Genomic DNA, 19,471 nt, shown 5'->3' with positions numbered 1-19,471 from the left:
CGCACGCTCCTTACGCCTTCGCGCTCGCGAGCAGCCGGTAGAACACGAAGCCGAGCCCCGCGCCGATGAACCACGAGAAATTCGCGACACCCTGCCAGCCCGGCACCATCACGCAGGCCACCGCGATCACCGCGGCCGGCAACAGCGCGGCGAGCGCGCGGCGGTTCACGCCGCCCGTGTACCAGTAGCTGCCGCTTTCCGACATCGTGTACAGGTCGTCGCGCACGAGGCGGCCGCGCTTGACGAGGTAGAAGTCGGCGATCAGCACGCCGTACAGCGGGCCGATGAACGCGCCGAGCACGTCGAGCGTGTAGTGGATCACGGCCGGGTTGTTGAACAGGTTCCACGGCGTGATGAAGATCGACGCGACGGCCGCGAGCATCCCGCCCGCGCGCCAGCTGATCAGGCGCGGTGCGACGTTCGAGAAATCGAACGCGGGCGACACGAAGTTCGCGACGATGTTGATGCCGATCGTCGCGATCGTGAACGTCAGCGCGCCGAGGATCACCGCGGTCGGATGGTCGATGCGGCCGACCGTCTCGACCGGGTCGGTGATCAGTTCGCCGAACACCGGCAGCGTCGCGGCCGTCGTGATCACCGTGACCAGCGAGAACGCGAGGAAGTTGACCGGCAGCCCCCAGAAATTGCCGCGCTTCACTTCGCCGAACGAGCGGCAGTAGCGCGAGAAATCGCCGAAGTTCAGCATCGGCCCGGAGAAGTACGACACGACGAGCGACACGGCGGTGATCATCACCGGAATCACTTCCGCGCCGTGATACTTGACGCCGCCGAGGTTGATGCCGATGTTGCGCCAGCCCGCGCGCCACACCATGTAGCCGGCGAGGATGAACATCACGACGTAGACAGCCGGGCCCGCGAAGTCGATGAACTTCTTGATCGTCTCCATCCCGTTCCAGAACACGAACGCCTGGAGCACCCACAACAGCATGAAGCCGGCCCAGCCGACCGCCGACAGCCCGAGGAAGCCGTAGCGATGGACGTCCGCATACGGCAGCCATTGCGGGAAGAATTTCAGCACGACGATCACGAGCGCGCTCGACGCAAGATAAGTCTGGATGCCGTACCACGCGATCGCGATCAGCCCGCGGATCACGGCCGGCACGTTGGCGCCGAGCACGCCGAACGTCGCGCGGCACGCGACCGGATACGGCACGCCGATCTGCTGGCTCGGCCGCGCGATCAGGTTGCACAGCGCGTTCACGAGGCCGATGCCGACGATCAGCGCGATCAGCACCTGCCAGCTCGTCAGCCCGAGCGCGAACAGGCTGCCCGCGAACACGTAGCCGCCGACGCTGTGCACGTCCGACATCCAGAACGCGAAGATGTTGTACGAGCCCCATGTCTGATTTTTAAGGGGTGCCAAATCTTCGTTGTACAGACGTTCGCTGTAACCATCCGGCAACGCCGGACCGCCGCCCTCGCCGCCTTCTTCCGCCGGATAGGCGCTGTCGTGCGCCACACTGAACTGAGCCATGACTTCTCCTTGACGCGGCCGGAAGGCCGCTCCACCGTCATCGATATCGCTCCGGATCGTCGCCCGGAGTCGGACCAGCGGCCCGCGGCAAACACCGCGGGCCCGCATTTCGCTCGTTCTGTGGCGCGCGGCCGGGTTCGCGTCGCCGCTCAGGCGCCGCCGAACACTTCGCGCAAATCGACCTGCCCTTGCGCGGGCCGGTCCAGCATCTTCAGTTCGACATGCTGCAGGTGGCGCGCCATCAGCGTCACCGCCTGCTTCGGATCGCCCGCCTCCAGCGCGGCGAGGATCTCGTCGTGGTCGTCGCACGAGCACGGGCTGCGCCCGTGCGATTCGTACAGCGCCGACATCAGCGTCGAGCGTGCGACGAGCCCTTCGAGGCACTCGCTGAGCGTCGCATTGCCCATCAGCGTCGCGAGCGCCGTATGGAATTCGCCAGACAGCCGGATCCACGCGGCGAAGTCGTGCCGCTCGAACGCCTTGCGCTCCTTGTCGATCAGCGCGGCGACGCCCTTCAAGCGCCTGGCGCCGGGGCCGGTGGCGAGCCGCTCGACCACGGCCAGCTCGATGATCCGGCGCATCTCGAACACTTCGTGCACGTCCTGCAGCGTCGGGCTCGCGACGAACGCCCCGCGGTTCGGCTCGAGGTCGACCAGCTTGTCGGTCGCGAGCTGCGCGAGCGCCTGGCGGATCGTCCCGCGCTTCACACCGAACACGTCGCAGAGCTGCGCCTCCGTCAGCTTCGCGCCGGGCGCGAGCCGATGCTCGAGGATCGCCGTGCGGATGCGCTCGGCGATCGCTTCGGGACCGGCTGCACCGGACGGAGAGGAATCGGGCTCGTTCATGATCTGCATCGTGTGATGGTCCTCATCCTAGGGCGGACACAAAGATTGTCAACAATTCTTTTGCAGGATTCCGCACAATCGGCGTGCGCCGGCATGTCTCCATTCGGTGCAGTGCGCACGAATTCCATGCACGACAAGCCTGACAGGCAATACGGAGGCCCTTCTCGTCGTATACCCTTCCGGCCATTTTGTTGACAAAAATGGTGCACAGACGGGCGAAAGTCGCGTGGACGTCGACGAAAAATATGGACCGTTAGTTGCGCGTTTACATGAAGAAAAAGGCGGGAAAACCCGCCTTTCGATCGATCGCGCCGGCATCAGCCGAGATGCGGATAGTCCGACACCGTGAGCCGGAACCCGTGCGCATTCGCGACCAGTTGCGCCTGCGCGCCGAACGGCAGCGTCAGCAGGTCGGCCACGTGGCCGAACTGGAGCCCCGTGACGACCGGAATCCCGACCACCGCGCGCACCTGGTCGATCATCGCCTGCATGTCGTAGCCGTTGTCGTACTCGAACGGCCGCGCGCCGGTGAACTGGCCGAGCACGAGCGCCTGCTGGCGTGCGAGCAGCCCCGACAGATGCAGCTGATAGATCATCCGCTCGATCCGGAACGGCTGCTCGTTGACGTCCTCGATGAACAGGATGCCGCCCTCGATGTCGGGCATGTACGGCGTGCCGACCAGCGACGTGAGGATCGCCAGGTTGCCGCCCCACAGCGTGCCGGTCACGTTCACCGCCTGCACCTGCGGTGCGTCGGCGACGATCGTCGTGCTCGGCTGCGTCAGCGTCTGCCAGAAATGCCGCATCGTGAAGTCGCTCGGCGTTTCGGCGCCGAAGTCGGCCGACAGCATCGGGCCGCCGAACGTCTTGATGCGCGCCTTCGCGTACAGCGCCAGCTGGATCGCCGTGAAGTCGCTGTGACCGACGAGCGCGACCGGCTGGTCGCGCAGCCGGCGCTCGAGGCCGCGATAGTCGAGCCCATGCAGGATGCGTGCGGCGCCGTAGCCGCCGCGCACCGCGAGCGCGATGTCCGGCAGCGGCCGCTCGGGATCCGCGAGGCGGTTCAGGTCGCCTGCGCGCTCGCCGTCGGTGCCGCCGAAGCGCTGGAAGCGCCGCTGCGTCGCCTCGATGTTCTCGATGCGCTGCTGCGCGGTGCTGAGGCGCTCGAGCGCGCGGTTGATCGCGTCGGGGTCGTGCGGATAGCCGGACGGCGCCAGCAGGCGGATGGTGTAGGACGCGGCGGGCTGGAAGGACATGGCGAAAGGTATCGGGATCGTCAAACCTGCTTAGAGGGTCCGAACCGGGTCCGGTTCACGGAAACCGTGCGCGCGCGGAACGACGGGCGCGGCGGCGTCTATGACGCGCCGGATTCGGCGTCGCGGGCGAGCCGTGCCTCGCGCAACGCGCGACGGCGCTCGGCGAAGAACGACTTCAGCGCGGCGCCGCATTCGTCGGCGAGCACGCCGCCCGTCACTTCGGTGTGGTGGTTCAGCTGCGGATTCGCGAATGCGTCGATCACGCTGCCGCACGCGCCCGTCTTCGGGTCGGCCGCGCCATAGACGACCCGCGCGATGCGGGCGTGCATGATCGCGCCGGCGCACATCAGGCATGGCTCGAGCGTCACGTACAGCTCGCAGCCCGGCATCCGGTAATTCTGCAACTGCTGCGCGGCCATGCGCAGCGCGGCCATTTCGGCATGCGCGGACGGGTCGTGCCCGCCGATCGGATGATTGAAGCCGCGTGCGATCACTTCGTCGCCGCGCACGAGCACCGCGCCGACCGGCACTTCGCCCGCCGCACGCGCCTCTTCGGCGGCGGCTTGCGCAAGACGCATGAAATGGAGGTCGCGCGCCGAGATAGGCGCGGCTTCGTGAACGGGAGAATCGGCGACGGGTTCAACGGCCGGGGCGGCTGCCGAGCGGGCTGCGTCGTGCAGCGCGTCGGACGTCACATCGTCCCCGCTTCGGCGGACGCGTCGTCGAGCCCGCGCTCGCACAGGCGTTCCGCGATGCGCCGGCAGTAGTCGCGCGGCATCACCATCGGGCCGCCGCGCAGCGATTCCAGCGCCATGTCGAGCGCGAGGATCTTCGCCTGCAGCCGGCAACGCGCGGCACGGTCGCTGACCGCCTGCACTTCGTCGTGCAGATTGCGCAGCGCGCGCAGTTGCTCGACGGCCGGCGGCACGAAGCCCGCGTTCTTCAGGATACGGTTGGCCACCCGCACCTCCTCGGGCACGAGCAGGTCGTCATCCAGCGCCTGCGGCGCGCCGGTACCCGGCAAATCGTCGAACTCGCCCCGCGCGGCGGCGGCGGCAATACGTTGTTCGACCAGGGCGTCAAGCAATCTCATCAGTCAATCGGAACAATGCGGCAGGCCGAATTCTAGCAGGGTGACGCCGGTATGACAGGCCCTTCGAATATATGCTCGATATTGCGTTTTTTAGGGGCCGAATCGCTGCGCATGCGCGCCGATCGCCGTCAGTTGCCGCTCTGCTGCGCCGCAGCAGGCTAAGCGCCGTTCGCACGCTTCCAAACGCATGCGCTGCCCGGACCCATTTTTTAATTCGCGACGAGACGATCGGCCCCTGTCGACCCGGCGAAAACGCCCACCGCCGCCACTTCCGCCGTCGCATTCGATGACGTGGCCCGATTACGCAGTCACCGTTTCCGGCCGCGCTTTCGCGAACGGGCGGAACATCGTCGCGATCAGGAACGCGCCGATCCCGATCGCGAACGACCCGAGGTACAGCCAGCCGTAGCTGCCGAACGCATCGACGATCAGCCCGCCCGCGACCGGGCCCGTGGCCATCCCGAGGCTGCCCGCCATCGCGCAGCCGCCGATCACGGTGCCCATCATCCGCAGCGGGAAATTCTCGCGCGCGAGCACCGAATACAGCGGCATCACGCCTGCATAGATGAAGCCGAACAGCGTCGCGACCGCGTAGAAGCCGTCGAGCGTGCGCACGAAGTAGTAGCCGAGCGCGCCGAGCGCCTGCGCGAGCAGCCCCGCCACCAGCATGCGCTTCGCGCCGAGGCGATCGCCGAGCAGCCCGAACGCGATCCGGCCGCCCATCCCCGCCAGCCCTTCGACGCTGTAGATCGACACCGCGACGATCAGCGGAATCCCGCAGGTCACCGCGTAGCTGACCGTATGGAAGATCGGGCCGGAATGCGTCGCGCAGCAGAAGAAATTGGTCAGCAGCAGCACCATGAACTGCGGCGAGCGCAGCGCATCCGCGACCGACATCGCGGCGGGCGCGCCGCCGGCCGCAGGCGCCGCGTGCGCGGGGGCCGCGTCGAGCGCGGGCGCCCGGCGCACCAGCAGCGACACCGGAATCATCACGGCGGCCGCCAGCGCGGCAATCAGCAGCATCGACGTGCGCCAGTCGCGCACCGACACGAGCCAGGCGGCGAGCGGCGCCATCGTCATCGGCGCCATCCCCATGCCGGCCGACACCAGCGACACCGCGAGGCTGCGGTGCGTGTCGAACCAGCCGGTCACGCACGCCATCATCGGCGCGAATATCGCGGCCGTCGCGCTGCCGACGGCCAGGCCGAAGGTCAACTGGAACACGAGCAACGACGGCGCGCGGCTCGCCAGCGCCAGGCTCGCCGACAGCAGCACGGCGCCCGCGATCACGACCGGCCGCGTGCCGACGCGGTCCGACAGGCTGCCCCACGCCATGCTCGCAAACGCCATCGCGATGAAACCGAGCGTCATCGCGGCGGAAATACCGGTCATCGACCAGCCCGTATCGCGCGCAATGGATCGCAGGAACACCGGTAACGAAAACATCGCGCCGATCGCGACGCAGCCCATCAGGCCGCCCGCGGCGACGATCACCCAGCGGTATCGGGAATCCGGCATGTGGCGTGTCATGGGGTCTCTCCTCGTTCGTTGCGCCAATCGCGGAAGCCGGGTGGCGGCCGCCTGGCGCGGCGCACTGCCCGGTCGATATCGATACGACGGGCGACGCAGCGGGAAATCGACACGCGCGGCGCACGAAACCGCGCTTTTTTATTGTCGACGATGCCGCACGGCTCGCAAGGGCCGGATCACCCGCCCGCCGCGCCGCCTGCCGCCCCGCTTTTCCGCAACCGGAAATTCGAAATCACAAATAGTTGGTTGGGGCGCGCCATCGCGCTGGCTACACTCGTCCCATCTTGTCATAACAAGTTGACCGATGCCCCCACCCAACGTCGTGCCGCTGTCCGCGGCCCCGCTCTACGTGCAGATCAAGGACACGCTGCGCGCGCGCATCCTCGACGGCACCTACGCGCCGCACAGCCGGATGCCGTCCGAGCACGAGCTCTGCGCGATGTTCGACGTCAGCCGCATCACGGTGCGCCAGGCGCTCGGCGACCTGCAGAAGGAAGGCCTGCTGTTCAAGCTGCACGGCAAGGGCACGTTCGTGTCGAAGCCGAAGGCGTTCCAGAACGTGACGTCGCTGCAGGGGTTCGCCGAGGCGATGTCGTCGATGGGTTACGAGATCGTCAACCAGTTGCGCAGCCTGCGCACGGTGAAGGCCGATCGCCATCTCGCGACGAAGCTGAACGTGCCCGAAGGCGCGCCGCTCGTCGAGATCCATCGCGTGCGGCTGCTGAACCGCGAACCCGTGTCGCTCGAACAGACCTGGGTGCCGGAAGCGCTCGGCAAGCGCCTCGCCGGCGCCGATCTCGCGACCCGCGACATCTTCCTGATCCTGGAGAACGACTGCGGCATCCCGCTCGGCCATGCCGACGTGTCGATCGACGCGATCCTCGCGGACGACGAAATCGTCGACGCGCTGCACGTCGAGGAAAGCAGCCCCGTGCTGCGCATCGAGCGCCTCACGCACGACGCGTCGGGCGCGCCGATCGACTACGAATACCTCTACTTCCGCGGCGACGCCTTCCAGTACCGGTTGCGCGTCGACCGGCAGAAGGCGCGCAAACCTGCAAGGAACCCGCGATGAATACCCATGTGCATGAATACGACATCGTCGTGGTCGGCGGCGGCACGGCCGGCCCGATGGCGGCCATCAAGGCGAAGGAGCGCGATCCGTCGCTGCGCGTGCTGCTGCTCGAGAAGGCCAACGTGAAACGCAGCGGCGCGATCTCGATGGGGATGGACGGCCTGAACAACGCGGTGATTCCCGGTCATGCGACGCCCGAGCAATACACGCGCGAGATCACGATCGCCAACGACGGGATCGTCGATCAAGAGGCCGTGTACGCATACGCGACGCACAGCTTCACGACGATCGAGCAGCTCGACCGCTGGGGCGTGAAGTTCGAGAAGGACGGCACCGGCGATTACGCGGTGAAGAAGGTTCACCACATGGGCTCGTACGTGCTGCCGATGCCGGAAGGCCACGACATCAAGAAGGTGCTGTACCGGCAACTGAAGCGCGCCCGCATCGCGATCACGAACCGGATCGTCGCGACGCGCGTGCTGACCGACGCGCAGGGCCGCGCGAGCGGCGTGCTCGGCTTCGACTGCCGCACCGCCGACTTCCACGTGATCCGCGCGAAGGCGGTGATCCTCTGCTGCGGCGCGGCCGGCCGCCTCGGCCTGCCGGCATCGGGCTACCTGATGGGCACGTACGAGAACCCGACCAACGCGGGCGACGGCTATGCGATGGCCTATCACGCGGGCGCCGCGCTCGCGAACCTCGAATGCTTCCAGATCAATCCGCTGATCAAGGATTACAACGGCCCGGCCTGCGCGTACGTGACCGGCCCGCTCGGCGGCTTCACCGCGAATGGCAAGGGCGAGCGCTTCATCGAATGCGACTACTGGAGCGGCCAGATGATGTGGGAGTTCTACCAGGAACTGCAGAGCGGCAACGGCCCCGTGTTCCTGAAGCTCGACCATCTCGCGGAAGAAACGATCCAAACCATCGAGCAGATCCTGCATACCAACGAACGGCCGAGCCGTGGACGCTTCCATGCCGGGCGCGGCACCGACTACCGCAGCCAGATGGTCGAGATGCACATCTCCGAAATCGGCTTCTGCAGCGGCCACAGCGCATCGGGCGTGTACGTGAACGCACGCGCGGAGACGACCGTGCCGGGGTTGTACGCAGCCGGCGACATGGCGGCCGTCCCGCACAACTACATGCTCGGCGCATTCACGTACGGCTGGTTCGCCGGACAAAACGCGGCCGATGACGTGGCCGGCCGCGACCACGCGCCGGTGGACGACCAACAGGTCGATGCCGAGCGTACCCGCGTGCTCGCGCCGCTGCTGCGCGAGCGCGGGCTGGCGCCGGCGCAGGTCGAGTACAAGCTGCGCCGCATGGTGAACGACTACCTGCAACCGCCGAAGGTGACGCGCAAGATGGAAATCGGGCTGCAACGTTTTGACGGAATTATTGAGGATATCGAAGAAATAAAGGCCGACAATCCGCACGAGCTGATGCGCGCGGCCGAAGTGCGCGCGATCCGCGACTGCGCGGAAATGGCCGCACGTGCGTCGTTGTTCCGCACCGAAAGCCGCTGGGGGCTGTACCACCACCGCGTCGATTTTCCGCACCGCAACGATACCGAATGGTTCTGCCACACGTGGCTGCGCAAGGACGCCGCGGGCGCGATGCGCAGCGAGAAGCGGCCGGTCGAACCGTACGTCGTGCCGCTCGCCGACGACGAACGCGGCGCCTACGCGCAGTTGCGCATCCGCGAACCGGCCGCCCTCGCGGCCGCCCTTTGAGGAACCTTGCCATGCCCCATACCCCGCACGACATCTTCCAGCGCAGCAGCGCGCCCGTGACGATCGACGAGTCGCTGTGCATCGCCGACAAGGGCTGCACCGTGTGCGTCGACGTGTGTCCGCTCGACCTGCTCGCGATCGACGTCACCAAGGGCAAGGCCTATATGCAGTTCGACGAATGCTGGTACTGCATGCCGTGCGAACGCGACTGCCCGACCGGCGCGGTCAAGGTCGACATCCCTTACCTGCTGCGCTGACACGGCGCGCCGACCCGCGCCCCGCTTCCCCCTACCGGACTCACGACACATGAACACCACGCTACGGATGTTTCACCTGCTCGCCGCGTCGCTCGCGGTCGCGACCGCCGGTTTCGCGCATGCGGAGACGATCCGCGTCGCGATCGGCACGCAGGACACGACGATCAACTGCGCGACCGGCGGCCTGTTGATCCGCGAACTGCATCTGCTCGACAAGTACCTGCCGCGCACCGGCAAGTACCAGGACGTGAAGTACGACGTGCAGTGGAAGGACTTCACGTCCGGCGCGCCGCTGACCAACGAGATGGTCGCCGGCAAGCTCGACTTCGGCGCGATGGCCGATTTCCCCGGCGCGCTGAACGGCGCGGCGTTTCGCAAGGCCGGCCGCAAGAGTGTGTTCATCACGGTGCTCGACGGCAGCATCGACGGCAGCGGCAACGGGATCGTCGTGCCGACGAATTCGACGGTGCGCGGGCTGGCCGACCTGAAGGGCAAGACGATCTCGGTGCCGTTCGCGTCGACCGCGCACGGCATGCTGCTGCGCGCGATCAAGGCCCAGGGCTGGAACCCCGACACCGACGTGAACATCGTCACGCAGGCGCCGGAAGTGGCCGGCAGCGCGCTGAAGGCGAACAAGATCGACGCGCATGCGGACTTCGTGCCGTTCGCCGACCTGTTCCCGTACCGCGGCATCGCGCGCAAGGTCTACGACGGCGCGCAGACCCACGCGCCGACTTTCCATGGCGCGCTCGTCGACGCGGACTACGCGCAGCGCTATCCGGAAATCGTGGTGGCCTATCTGCGCGCCGCGATCGAAGCGAACCGCCTGCTCGCGCAGAATCCCGAAAAGTACAGCCTGCTGATCGAGAAAGTCACCGGCATCGAGGCGCCGGTCGACTACCTGTATCACGGGCCGCTCGGCATCCAGACCCGCGACCTGACGTGGAAGCCCGAATACCGGCAAGCGGTCGCGACGGCGATCGATACGCTGAAGCTGCTGAAGAAGACCGACTCCGCGCCCGACCCCGCGACGTTCGTCGACGATCGCTATATCCGCGCGGCGTTCAAGGCGTCCGGGCTCGACTACGACGCGGCGCTGAAACACTACGGCAAGCAGCCGCTCGTCGCGAACGATGCGTCGACCGGCAAGCCGATCCGCGATTTCAACGACGTCGCGCAGGTCTGGCTCGCCGGCGACGAAGCCGTGCGCCACTATGCGAGCCCCGCAGCCGCCTTTGCGGCGCTCGGCAAGCTCGGCCCGTCCGCGAAGGTGCGCGCGGTGTTCGTGCACGACCACGGCAGCGGCCTGAAGCTGTTCGCCGACCAGGCGTGGTACGTGAAAGACGCACACGGCGTGCTGACCGCGTTCCTGCTGAAGTCGGGCGCCGATGCGTACGCGCAGCAGGTATCGGGCGCGGTGGTCGACTACGCGGCCGCGAAGACCGTCACCGCACAGGCGCTCGCCGCGCGCTGAGCATCGCGCCCTTCTCTTTCCATTCGTCGACACCGGACTTCCGCATGGCTGCCACCCTCGACCTCGTCAAACGCCGTCACGCCGACGCACCGCGCGCCGCCGACGCCCGCTCGCCGCATTCCGCCGCACGCCGCCGCCCGACACCGATGCGCCGCCGCGCGTGGCGCATCGCATCGCTCGCCGCCTGCATCGCGCTGTGGCAGGCGGCCGTCCACTGGCGGCTGTCGCTCGGCATCGTCACGTTCGCGAACGTGCCCGCGCCGGCCGACGTGGGCCCCGCGCTGGCCTCGTTCCTGCAATCGCCGAAGCTGCCGATGCATCTGTTCGCGAGCATCACGCGCGTGCTGGCCGGCTTCGTCGCGGCGGCGTTCGCCGGCATCGGCCTCGGGCTCGCGATCGGCCGCTATCGCGCGCTCGAGGACACGCTGCTGCCGCCGCTCGAGATGCTGCGGCCGATTCCGGCCGTCGCGTGGATTCCGCTCGCGATCCTGATGTTTCCATCGTCCGAGCTGAGCATGATGTTCATCACGTTCGTCGGCGCGCTGTTCCCGATCCTGCTCAATACCGTGCACGGCGCCGAAGCCGTCGACCCGCGGCTCGTCGCGACCGCGCGCAGCCTCGGCACGCGTGGCCTCGCGCTCTATGCGGAAGTGATCCTGCCCGGCGCCGCGCCGTCGATCTTCACCGGCCTGTCGATCGGGATGGGCACCGCGTGGTTCTGCCTGGTCACGGCCGAGATGATCGCGGGCCAGTACGGCATCGGCTATTTCACATGGGAGTCCTATACGCTGCAGAACTACCCGGACATCGTGGTCGGCATGGCGCTGATCGGCCTGCTCGGGATGGGCAGCAGCCTGCTCGTCAAGCGGATCGGCGCGGTGCTCACGCCGTGGTACGCGCCGCGTGGAGGCCGGTCATGAGCACCGCCGAGATTACCGCACCCGCTCCCGGCCGTGTCGGCGTGCGTGCGCTGACGATCGAACTCGGCCCGCCTCATGCGCGCTTCGCGGCGCTCGATGCGCTCGACGTCGATATCGCGCCCGGCGAATTCGTCTGCGTGCTCGGGCCGTCCGGCTGCGGAAAATCGACGCTGCTCGGCGCGCTCGCCGGCCACGTCGCGGCCACGCACGGCGAGATCGTCGTCGATGGCGAACCGGTCGACCGCCCGCATCCCGATCGCGGGCTCGTGTTCCAGCAGCACACGTTGTTTCCGTGGAAGCGCGTGATCGACAACGTCGCGTTCGGCCTGAAGATGAAGGGCGTGCCCGCGCACGAGCGCCGCCGCGAGGCGGCCGAGCTGCTCGAACTCGTCGGGCTCGGCGGCTTCGGCGCGCACTACCCTTCGCAGCTGTCCGGCGGCATGCAGCAGCGCGTCGAGATCGCCCGCGTGCTGATCAACCGGCCGCGCGTGCTGCTGATGGACGAACCGTTCGGTGCGCTCGACGCGCAGACGCGCCGGATGATGCAGACGCTGCTGCTCGATATCTGGTCGCGCATCGGCACGACCGTGCTGTTCGTCACGCACGACATCGAGGAAGCGCTGTTTCTCGGCGACCGCATCCTGATGCTGTCGCCGCGGCCCGCACGCATCGTCGCCGACATCCGCGTGCCGCTCGCGCGGCCCCGCACCGACGACAGCACGACCGAACCCGCGTTCGTCGAGATCAAGCGCCGCTGCCTCGCGCTGCTGCGCGACGCCGCCTGAGCCCGTGCCTGCCCATTCACCGTACCGACTTTTTTCCATGACCGCTTCTTCTTCCGCTTTCCCGCTGCCCGGCGTGCCGGCCGCCGATCATGCCGCGCTCGTCGCGCGCCTCGCCGCAGGCGATGCATCGGTGCGCCGCATCGCGCTGCTCGAACTCGCCGATCTCGAGGCGCCCGAACTCGTGCCGTCGTTCGTCGCGGCGCTGCGCGACGATCCGTCCGCCGACGTACGCAGCGAGGCCGCGCGCGTGCTCGACGCGTGGGAGCAGCCCGATGTCGTCGACGCGCTGTGCCACGCGCTGCTCGATCCGGACGACAGCGTGCGCGCGACGGCCGCGCAAAGCCTGTCCGAACTGAAGGACGCGGCATCGGGCGCCGTGCTGTGCCGATGGGCCGACCGGCCCGAGCCGTTCGTACGCGGCGCCGTGCTGCGCGGCTTGCGCGAGTTGCGCGACCCCGGCGCGTTCGCGCCCGCGCTGCGTGCGCTCGACGCGTGCACCGCGGCCGTACGCGCTGAGGCGGTCGTCGTGCTCGGCTGGCTCAAGGACGGCCGCGCGCTGGCGCCGCTCGCCCGCATCGCGACCACGGACGCCGATGCGGACGTGCGGCGCGCCGCGGTCGGCGCAATTGGGTTTGCGGCGCCGGGCGACGCCGCCGTCGTCACCGCGTTGCTCGCGGCGCTGCGTGACGCCGAATGGCAGGTGCGCGAGGAAGCGGCGACTACGCTCGGCAAGCTGCGCATCGCGACCGCACGCGAGCCGCTCGTCGCCGCGCTCGACGACGACTACTGGCAGGTGCGCCTGCGCGCCGCGCGCGCACTCGGGCAATTGCGCGATGCGGCTGCGGCGCCGGCCGTCGTCGCGCTGCTCTCGCATGCGATCAGCAACCTGCGCAAGGAAGCCGCGCTTGCGCTCGGCGAACTGCGCCACCGTGCAACGCTGCCCGCGCTGAGCGCTGCGCTCGACGATCGCGACCCCGAAGTCCGCAAGGCCGTGCGGATAGCGATCGGCCAGATCGACGAGGCGTCGCGATGATCGCGCCGATCGAAATCGCACTCGATCACCCGGCGCGCACACTGACGCTGCGCTGGTCCGACGGCGCGTCACAACGTATCGACTATGCGCAATTGCGCGGCGGTTGCCCATGCGCGGAATGCCGAAAGATCCGGCTCGACGGCGGCCACGTCGACGCGCGGCCCGACCTGACGCTCGACGGCGTGGAAGCGCTCGGCTACGGTGCCCGCTTCCTGTTCGGCGACGGCCATGCCCGCGGCATTTATCCGTGGCCGTACCTGGCGGACCTCGCGTAGCGACGACGACGCGGCTTGCGCGCTCGCGCGGGCCGGATGGCGGGCATGCGAAAACGCTGCGATACTGACGCCCACGATCGTCGCCACCTACCGTGGGAGCCGCACCATGCAAACCGCAGTCGGATTCATCGGCCTTGGCGTGATGGGCACGCCGATGGCGCTCAATCTCGCGCGGGCCGGCACGCCGCTCGTCGTGTGGAGCCGTTCGCACGGCAGCGACGATGCGCTGCGCGACGCCGGCGCACGCGTGGCCGACGACATCGACGACGTATTCGCATCCTGCCGCACCGTGATCCTGATGCTCGCGAACGATGCGGCAATCGATGCCGCCCTCGCACGCGGCACGCCCGCTTTTGCCGCCCGGGTCGGCGCGCACACGATCGTCAACATGGGCACGAATGCGCCGGACTATTCCCGCGCGCTCGCCGATGAAATCGCCGCCGCGGCCGGCCGCTACGTCGAGGCGCCCGTATCGGGCTCGCGCAAGCCGGCCGAAGCCGGTCAGCTCGTCGTGATGCTGGCCGGCGCGCCGGACGACGTCGAGGCCGTCCGCGCGCTCGTGAAGCCGCTGTGCCGCGACAGCTTCGTGTGCGGCGACGTACCGTCGGCGCTGACGATGAAGCTCGCCGTCAACCTGTTCCTGATCACGATGGTCACCGGTCTCACCGAAGCCACGCACTTCGCGCAACGCCACGGTATCAATCTCGCGCGCTTCGCCGACGTGCTGAATGCCGGCCCGATGGCGAGCGACGTGTCGCGCGTGAAGCTCGGCAAGCTCGTCGCGGCAGATTTCTCGGTGCAGGCCGCGATCACCGACGTGCTGAAGAATGCGCGTCTCGTCGCCGAATCCGCGCGCGGCATCGGCATCGCGTCGCCGCTGCTGGACATTTGCCACGCACTGTACGGCGAAACCGAGCGGGCCGGACACGGCGCGGCCGACATGGTCGCCGTGATCCGCGCGATCGAACAGCGTACCGGGGACGTGCGATGAGCCGCGTACACGTAGTACCCGCGTTCGTTCGAACCGACAGGTAGGCGCGACCATGTCCGCAACCGGCAACGCTACGCCCTTGCGCCCCGTTCCCGCGGTGATCGGCATCGTGCTGCGCGAACGCGACGTGCTGCTCGTGCGCCGCGCGAATCCACCCGATGCAGGCTGCTGGGGCTTCCCCGGCGGCAAGATCGAGCCGGGCGAGCCGTTCGCGGATGCGGTCGTGCGCGAAATCGCGGAAGAAACGACGGTCGACGTGGAAGCGCTCGACGCCTTTACCGCGCTGGACGCGTTCGATTACGATGCGCACGGCGCCGTGCGCCAGCATTTCGTCATGGTCGCCGTGCTGTGCAGATGGCTGCGCGGCACGCCGGCCGCCGGCGACGATGCGCTCGACGCGCGCTGGTTCGGCATCGACGAACTCGACCGCGACGATTTGCCGATGAGCGCCGGCGTGCGCGACGTTGCGCGGCGAGCGATCGAGCGGGCTGCGGCGCTAGGCCACGCGCGGCCACCATCCGCCTGACACACTGCCGTCGCTGGCGCACTACCTGCGCGCGACGCGTTCGATCTATCCTGGCGCCCGCTACCCGCCGAGCGCCGGATCACCCCACGTCAAACCATGATCAGAATTCGACAATCCACCAAGGCCGACGGCACACGCGTGCTGGATATCTGGCGCCATGCCGTCGATGCCACGCATCACTTCCTGAGCGACGACGATCGTCGTTCGATCGAATCCGAAGTCGTCGCGTTCCTGCCCGGCGCGCCGCTCGATCTGGCCGTCGACGAGACCGATCGCCCGATCGGCTTCATGCTGCTCGACGGCAGCCACATGGAAGCGCTGTTCGTCGATCCTGCCCACCATGGTGCGGGGGTCGGGCGACGGCTGGTCGAAGAAGCGCTCAAGCGCCATCCCGACCTGTCGACCGACGTCAACGAACAGAACCAAGCGGCAGCGGGATTTTATGAGCGCCTCGGATTCGAGCGCTGCGGACGATCGGAACTCGATGGACAGGGGCGGCCTTATCCGCTGCTTCATCTTCGTTATCGCGGGGGTGGTCGGGACTGAGCTGGAGTCCGGGCGAGCACGGAACGCGGCACCGGCCTGGTCCGGATGCGCTGAAACGGCACCGCCCTTACGACATCGCGATCATCCCGGGGAGCGGCCGGTTGCCAGCGGCCACCGCCCCAACACGTCATAGTGCGACTTGCCGAGCCAGCTATCGACCAGGACGAAGTCGAACACGGTCCAGGTAATCGGCTCGATCCGATACTCATCCGGCCGCTGCGGGCCATACAGCAGCGTCACGTGCGGGGTGAAACCCGAGGGAAAAACAGGTACGCCTACCCGTTTCAATGCATCTCGCAACTGCCGTCGAAAGTCGATCAAGTCTTCCAGACCGTTCCGCCCCGTCAGCACCAGCGGCTGATGACCGGGCCGCCCGTTGAAGCTGATGATCTTGTCGAACCTCACGGAGAAAGACGGCCCATCCATGCGGTCCGCGACCGCGCGGGCCCGTGCAAGCGTAGCGCCCGGCACGTAAGCGAAGTCGCCTAGCGAGCCCAGCGTGATGTGCAGACGCTCGGTGCCCACCGGACTGTCCTTCTTCTGCTGCAAGCTTTTGGCGATACCGGCAATGCGCGCGGCCGTGGCCGTATCCGGCATCACGGCGAAAAAGAAGCGGTGCACGGGAACCGGCGGCGGCGCATCGAATCCGGGTAGCGTCAGTTGAGTCACGGCAACATGTCCGACTGGCCTGGAGCGAGATTTCATTATCGTCAATCGGCAGCCGGCCCGCTCGCCGCTCCACGGATCCGCCGTTTGCACGCCCGAAGATGCTACCCTCTCGGGCCAAACTCGACACCCTCTGATGACGCCCCCGAATTCAACCATGCAAACCGTCGCGGTACTGGACTTCGAAACCACCGGCCTGTCACCGAATCTGGGCGACCGTGCGACCGAAATTGCCGTCATCCTGCTGCGCGACGGGGAAGTCGTCGACCGGTTCCAGAGCTTGATGAATGCAGGCAGACGCATCCCGTCCGACGTCGTTGCGCTCACCGGCATCACGAACGACATGATCGCGACGGCGCCACCCGCGTCCGAAGTCATGAAGGAAGCGGCCGCGTTCGTCGGCAAGCATGCGGTCGTGGCCCACAACGCCGGTTTCGACAAGCGCTTCTGGCAGTCGGAACTGGGGCTGCTCGGCATGTCGGCCGACCATGCGTTTGCGTGCACGATGCTGGTGGCGAGACGGATCTACCCGGACGCCCGGAGTCACCGCCTGTCGAGCCTGGTCGAGATGCTGCGGCTGCCGCAATCGGGCCGTGCGCACCGTGCGATGGTCGATGCCGAGATGGCTGGGCATCTGTGGTGCCGGTTGCAGCAGGATATTTCCCGGACTTATGGGCTGGATCGGATCGATCACGCGCTGATGTCGCGGGTTCAGGCGACGACCAAGGCGAAGGTGCCGATGTATTTGCGGTCGCTCGGGCGGGCGTGTGCGTGATGAATCCGGTCCGGGACTGCGAACACGGCGCTTCTTGACCGACTTCGCGCGTTAACGCAAAACGGCCTGGCAATCGCCAGGCCGCTTCTTGCCCACGCGTGAACCGGGGCAGCACGCCAACCGAACCGGCAGCCCGCTTGCGAATTATCGCGACATCAAACGACGCGCAACAACGCAGGCGAGACCGATGCCGCTTCGGCCGGAAAGCTTATTCCCACTCGATCGTCGCCGGCGGCTTCCCCGAGATGTCGTACACCACACGATTGATCCCGCGCACTTCGTTGATGATCCGGTTCGACGCGCGGCCGAGCAGCGCGTACGGCAGATGCGCCCAGTGCGCAGTCATGAAGTCGGTCGTCTGCACCGCACGCAGCGACGTCACATAGTCGTACGTCCGGCCATCGCCCATCACGCCGACCGACTTGACCGGCAGAAACACCGCGAACGCCTGGCTCGTCAGGTCGTACCAGCTCTTGCCGACATCGGCCTCGCCGCACAGGCCGGCAGCCGCATCCTGCGCGGTTGCCGTCGTGCCGCGCAGTTCCTCGATGAAGATCGCGTCCGCGCGGCGCAGCAGGTCCGCGTACTCGCGCTTCACTTCGCCGAGAATCCGTACGCCGAGGCCCGGGCCCGGGAACGGATGGCGGTACACCATCTCCGGCGGCAGGCCGAGCGCGACGCCCAGCTCGCGCACTTCGTCCTTGAACAGGTCGCGCAGCGGCTCGAGCAGCTTCAGGCCGAGCGTTTCCGGCAGGCCGCCGACGTTGTGGTGGCTCTTGATCGTCGTCGCCTTCTTCGTCTTGGTGCCGCCCGATTCGACCACATCCGGGTAGATCGTGCCCTGCGCGAGCCACTTCGCCTTCGACAGCTTCTTCGCCTCGGCCTGGAACACCTCGACGAACTCGCGGCCGATGATCTTGCGCTTCGCTTCCGGATCGGTCACGCCGGCCAGATGGCCGAGGAACTGGTCGGATGCATCGACGTGCACGACCTTCGCATGCAGGCGGCCCTCGAACATGTCGAGCACCATCTTGCCTTCGTTCAGGCGCAGCAGGCCGTGGTCGACGAACACGCAGGTCAGCTGATCGCCGATCGCGCGATGGATCAGCGCGGCCGCGACGCTCGAATCGACGCCGCCCGACAGGCCGAGAATCACTTCCTCGTCACCGACCTGCTCGCGAATCTTCGCGACGGCTTCCTCGATGTGGTTCTTCATGATCCAGTCGGGCTTCGCGCCGGCGATCTGCAGCACGAAGCGTTCGATGATCTGGCGGCCCTTCACGGTGTGCGTGACTTCCGGGTGGAACTGCACCGCGTAGTAGCCGCGCGCCTCGTCGGCCATGCCGGCGATCGGGCAGCTCGGCGTCGACGCCATCAGCGCGAAGCCCGGCGGCAGCTCGGCCACCTTGTCGCCGTGGCTCATCCACACTTTCAGCATCCCGTGGCCTTCGGCCGTCGTGAAATCCTCGATGCCGTCGAGCAGGCGCGTATGGCCGTGCGCACGCATTTCCGCATAGCCGAATTCGCGATGGTCGCTCCACTCGACCTTGCCGCCGAGCTGCACGGCCATCGTCTGCATGCCGTAGCAGATGCCGAGCACCGGCACGCCAAGATCCCATACGGCCTGCGGCGCGCGCAGTTGGTGGTCTTCGTACGTGCTCGCGTGGCTGCCCGACAGGATCACCGCCTTCGGCGCGAACTCGCGGACGAAGTCGTCGGACACGTCGTTCGGATGGATTTCGCAGTAGACGTGCGCTTCACGCACGCGCCGTGCAATCAGTTGGGTGACTTGCGAACCGAAGTCGAGAATCAGGATTTTGTCGTGCATGGCTGCGGACGGGATGAAGAGAATAAGAAAAGCAGCGCATCGAGCGCTGCGTCAAAAGCATGGACAGCGGCGTCGGGCGGCAGGCGGCACGCGCGACGCATCGCCGGTCAATCCTGCATCGGCGGGCGTTCGTCGAGGGCGACGCCGCCGCCCGACGATGCGCGGGAACCGGACGAGGCCGGCGACGATCCGGCCGGCGCCACGGGGCGGCCGACGACCGGCTCGACACGCTGCGCGGCAGGCGCCGACGCCGGCGCCATCGCCGGTTCGGCCGGCCGCTGCGCCGGTGCGCGCGCCTCGAGCGCCTGCGCTTTCTCGCGCCGGCGCACGGCCGATGCGAGCCGCACGCCGCCGAGGCCCAGCAC

20 protein-coding genes and 1 pseudogene are annotated in these 19,471 nt (G+C 67.7%); 12 read left to right on the top strand and 9 right to left on the bottom strand.

Annotated elements, in window-relative coordinates:
* Positions 1-10 precede the first annotated feature (10 nt).
* The 6 genes from MMB92_RS09135 to MMB92_RS09110 form a co-directional block, all read right to left on the bottom strand.
* Entirely contained in the window at positions 11-1,495 is a 1,485-nt protein-coding gene (locus MMB92_RS09135; RefSeq protein ID WP_006495585.1) for an NCS1 family nucleobase:cation symporter-1, read from the bottom strand.
* Positions 1,496-1,644: 149 nt separating this feature from the next.
* Positions 1,645-2,349, bottom strand: coding sequence for a GntR family transcriptional regulator (locus MMB92_RS09130; RefSeq protein WP_006490206.1), 705 nt, complete (start codon positions 2,347-2,349; stop codon positions 1,645-1,647).
* A gap of 308 nt (positions 2,350-2,657) precedes the next feature.
* Positions 2,658-3,596, bottom strand: coding sequence for a muramoyltetrapeptide carboxypeptidase (gene ldcA / locus MMB92_RS09125; protein WP_264835303.1), 939 nt, complete (start codon positions 3,594-3,596; stop codon positions 2,658-2,660).
* Between the two features lie 98 nt (positions 3,597-3,694).
* Entirely contained in the window at positions 3,695-4,291 is a 597-nt protein-coding gene (tadA, locus tag MMB92_RS09120) for a tRNA adenosine(34) deaminase TadA (protein ID WP_264835304.1), read from the bottom strand.
* Positions 4,288-4,689: a DnaJ family domain-containing protein gene (locus MMB92_RS09115; RefSeq protein ID WP_006490221.1), complete on the bottom strand. Its 402-nt coding sequence runs from the start codon at positions 4,687-4,689 to the stop codon at positions 4,288-4,290. Before MMB92_RS09115 ends, tadA begins: the two co-directional genes overlap by 4 nt.
* A 300-nt stretch (positions 4,690-4,989) precedes the next feature.
* On the bottom strand, positions 4,990-6,207 hold the full coding sequence (locus MMB92_RS09110) for an MFS transporter (RefSeq protein WP_034201597.1): 1,218 nt from the start codon (positions 6,205-6,207) through the stop codon (positions 4,990-4,992).
* Between the two features lie 316 nt (positions 6,208-6,523).
* Between MMB92_RS09110 and MMB92_RS09105 the strand changes: the two genes are divergently transcribed.
* From MMB92_RS09105 to MMB92_RS09055, 11 genes are all read left to right on the top strand, one after another.
* Positions 6,524-7,294 carry a GntR family transcriptional regulator gene (locus MMB92_RS09105; RefSeq protein ID WP_006490849.1) on the top strand — a complete coding sequence of 257 codons (771 nt, stop codon included), beginning with the start codon at positions 6,524-6,526 and terminating at the stop codon, positions 7,292-7,294.
* Positions 7,291-9,030 (top strand): fumarate reductase/succinate dehydrogenase flavoprotein subunit, encoded by a 1,740-nt coding sequence (locus MMB92_RS09100; protein WP_264835305.1) that lies wholly within the window; start codon positions 7,291-7,293, stop codon positions 9,028-9,030. The genes MMB92_RS09105 and MMB92_RS09100 overlap by 4 nt, the downstream gene beginning before the upstream one ends.
* Before the next feature lie 11 nt (positions 9,031-9,041).
* Positions 9,042-9,287: a ferredoxin family protein gene (locus MMB92_RS09095; RefSeq protein WP_006490846.1), complete on the top strand. Its 246-nt coding sequence runs from the start codon at positions 9,042-9,044 to the stop codon at positions 9,285-9,287.
* Positions 9,288-9,336: 49 nt separating this feature from the next.
* Complete coding sequence (locus MMB92_RS09090; RefSeq protein WP_034201595.1) at positions 9,337-10,761, top strand: ABC transporter substrate-binding protein; 1,425 nt, start codon at positions 9,337-9,339, stop codon at positions 10,759-10,761.
* Positions 10,762-10,805: 44 nt separating this feature from the next.
* Complete coding sequence (locus MMB92_RS09085; RefSeq protein ID WP_006495577.1) at positions 10,806-11,681, top strand: ABC transporter permease; 876 nt, start codon at positions 10,806-10,808, stop codon at positions 11,679-11,681.
* Positions 11,678-12,466: an ABC transporter ATP-binding protein gene (locus tag MMB92_RS09080; RefSeq protein ID WP_006490845.1), complete on the top strand. Its 789-nt coding sequence runs from the start codon at positions 11,678-11,680 to the stop codon at positions 12,464-12,466. Before MMB92_RS09085 ends, MMB92_RS09080 begins: the two co-directional genes overlap by 4 nt.
* Positions 12,467-12,503: 37 nt before the next feature.
* On the top strand, positions 12,504-13,499 hold the full coding sequence (locus MMB92_RS09075) for a HEAT repeat domain-containing protein (protein ID WP_080331625.1): 996 nt from the start codon (positions 12,504-12,506) through the stop codon (positions 13,497-13,499).
* Entirely contained in the window at positions 13,496-13,774 is a 279-nt protein-coding gene (locus MMB92_RS09070) for a DUF971 domain-containing protein (RefSeq protein ID WP_264835306.1), read from the top strand. The genes MMB92_RS09075 and MMB92_RS09070 overlap by 4 nt, the downstream gene beginning before the upstream one ends.
* Before the next feature lie 106 nt (positions 13,775-13,880).
* Positions 13,881-14,765 carry an NAD(P)-dependent oxidoreductase gene (locus tag MMB92_RS09065; protein ID WP_264835307.1) on the top strand — a complete coding sequence of 295 codons (885 nt, stop codon included), beginning with the start codon at positions 13,881-13,883 and terminating at the stop codon, positions 14,763-14,765.
* A gap of 52 nt (positions 14,766-14,817) precedes the next feature.
* Positions 14,818-15,291 carry an NUDIX hydrolase gene (locus MMB92_RS09060; protein WP_080403465.1) on the top strand — a complete coding sequence of 158 codons (474 nt, stop codon included), beginning with the start codon at positions 14,818-14,820 and terminating at the stop codon, positions 15,289-15,291.
* Positions 15,292-15,387: 96 nt separating this feature from the next.
* Complete coding sequence (locus MMB92_RS09055; protein WP_062911362.1) at positions 15,388-15,837, top strand: acetyltransferase; 450 nt, start codon at positions 15,388-15,390, stop codon at positions 15,835-15,837.
* 81 nt (positions 15,838-15,918) lie between these two features.
* On the opposite strand, the gene MMB92_RS09050 is transcribed toward MMB92_RS09055, so the two are convergent.
* Positions 15,919-16,542 carry a 2'-5' RNA ligase family protein gene (locus MMB92_RS09050; protein WP_046337317.1) on the bottom strand — a complete coding sequence of 208 codons (624 nt, stop codon included), beginning with the start codon at positions 16,540-16,542 and terminating at the stop codon, positions 15,919-15,921.
* A 118-nt stretch (positions 16,543-16,660) separates the two neighbouring features.
* Here MMB92_RS09050 and MMB92_RS09045 point away from each other — a divergent pair, with 118 nt between their 5' ends.
* Entirely contained in the window at positions 16,661-17,278 is a 618-nt protein-coding gene (locus MMB92_RS09045; protein WP_062911361.1) for a 3'-5' exonuclease, read from the top strand.
* Positions 17,279-17,486: 208 nt separating this feature from the next.
* On the opposite strand, the gene guaA is transcribed toward MMB92_RS09045, so the two are convergent.
* Positions 17,487-19,106, bottom strand: a complete 1,620-nt coding sequence (gene guaA / locus MMB92_RS09040) for a glutamine-hydrolyzing GMP synthase (protein ID WP_006495569.1) — start codon at positions 19,104-19,106, stop codon at positions 17,487-17,489.
* 107 nt (positions 19,107-19,213) lie between these two features.
* Positions 19,214-19,471, bottom strand: a pseudogene (locus MMB92_RS09035) (hypothetical protein); the annotation flags it as partial.

This window comes from Burkholderia sp. IO2 (genome assembly GCF_029522185.1).
GTDB lineage: Bacteria > Pseudomonadota > Gammaproteobacteria > Burkholderiales > Burkholderiaceae > Burkholderia > Burkholderia cenocepacia.
Note: the sequence above shows the minus strand (reverse complement) of the source record. Positions and strands in the feature narration are given on the sequence as shown.

Bases quoted from the DNA above. Each gene is read 5' to 3' on its own strand.
- MMB92_RS09090 (WP_034201595.1), top strand. From the start codon at position 9,337: ATGAACACCACGCTACGGATGTTTCACCTGCTCGCCGCGTCGCTCGCG.
- MMB92_RS09065 (WP_264835307.1), top strand. From the start codon at position 13,881: ATGCAAACCGCAGTCGGATTCATCGGCCTTGGCGTGATGGGCACGCCG.
- MMB92_RS09115 (WP_006490221.1), bottom strand. From the start codon at position 4,689: ATGAGATTGCTTGACGCCCTGGTCGAACAACGTATTGCCGCCGCCGCC.
- MMB92_RS09075 (WP_080331625.1), top strand. From the start codon at position 12,504: ATGACCGCTTCTTCTTCCGCTTTCCCGCTGCCCGGCGTGCCGGCCGCC.
- MMB92_RS09085 (WP_006495577.1), top strand. From the start codon at position 10,806: ATGGCTGCCACCCTCGACCTCGTCAAACGCCGTCACGCCGACGCACCG.
- guaA (WP_006495569.1), bottom strand. From the start codon at position 19,106: ATGCACGACAAAATCCTGATTCTCGACTTCGGTTCGCAAGTCACCCAA.
- MMB92_RS09100 (WP_264835305.1), top strand. From the start codon at position 7,291: ATGAATACCCATGTGCATGAATACGACATCGTCGTGGTCGGCGGCGGC.
- MMB92_RS09050 (WP_046337317.1), bottom strand. From the start codon at position 16,542: ATGAAATCTCGCTCCAGGCCAGTCGGACATGTTGCCGTGACTCAACTG.
- MMB92_RS09080 (WP_006490845.1), top strand. From the start codon at position 11,678: ATGAGCACCGCCGAGATTACCGCACCCGCTCCCGGCCGTGTCGGCGTG.
- MMB92_RS09105 (WP_006490849.1), top strand. From the start codon at position 6,524: ATGCCCCCACCCAACGTCGTGCCGCTGTCCGCGGCCCCGCTCTACGTG.
- MMB92_RS09095 (WP_006490846.1), top strand. From the start codon at position 9,042: ATGCCCCATACCCCGCACGACATCTTCCAGCGCAGCAGCGCGCCCGTG.
- MMB92_RS09135 (WP_006495585.1), bottom strand. From the start codon at position 1,495: ATGGCTCAGTTCAGTGTGGCGCACGACAGCGCCTATCCGGCGGAAGAA.
- MMB92_RS09060 (WP_080403465.1), top strand. From the start codon at position 14,818: ATGTCCGCAACCGGCAACGCTACGCCCTTGCGCCCCGTTCCCGCGGTG.
- MMB92_RS09130 (WP_006490206.1), bottom strand. From the start codon at position 2,349: ATGCAGATCATGAACGAGCCCGATTCCTCTCCGTCCGGTGCAGCCGGT.
- MMB92_RS09045 (WP_062911361.1), top strand. From the start codon at position 16,661: ATGCAAACCGTCGCGGTACTGGACTTCGAAACCACCGGCCTGTCACCG.
- MMB92_RS09055 (WP_062911362.1), top strand. From the start codon at position 15,388: ATGATCAGAATTCGACAATCCACCAAGGCCGACGGCACACGCGTGCTG.
- MMB92_RS09110 (WP_034201597.1), bottom strand. From the start codon at position 6,207: ATGCCGGATTCCCGATACCGCTGGGTGATCGTCGCCGCGGGCGGCCTG.
- ldcA (WP_264835303.1), bottom strand. From the start codon at position 3,596: ATGTCCTTCCAGCCCGCCGCGTCCTACACCATCCGCCTGCTGGCGCCG.
- MMB92_RS09070 (WP_264835306.1), top strand. From the start codon at position 13,496: ATGATCGCGCCGATCGAAATCGCACTCGATCACCCGGCGCGCACACTG.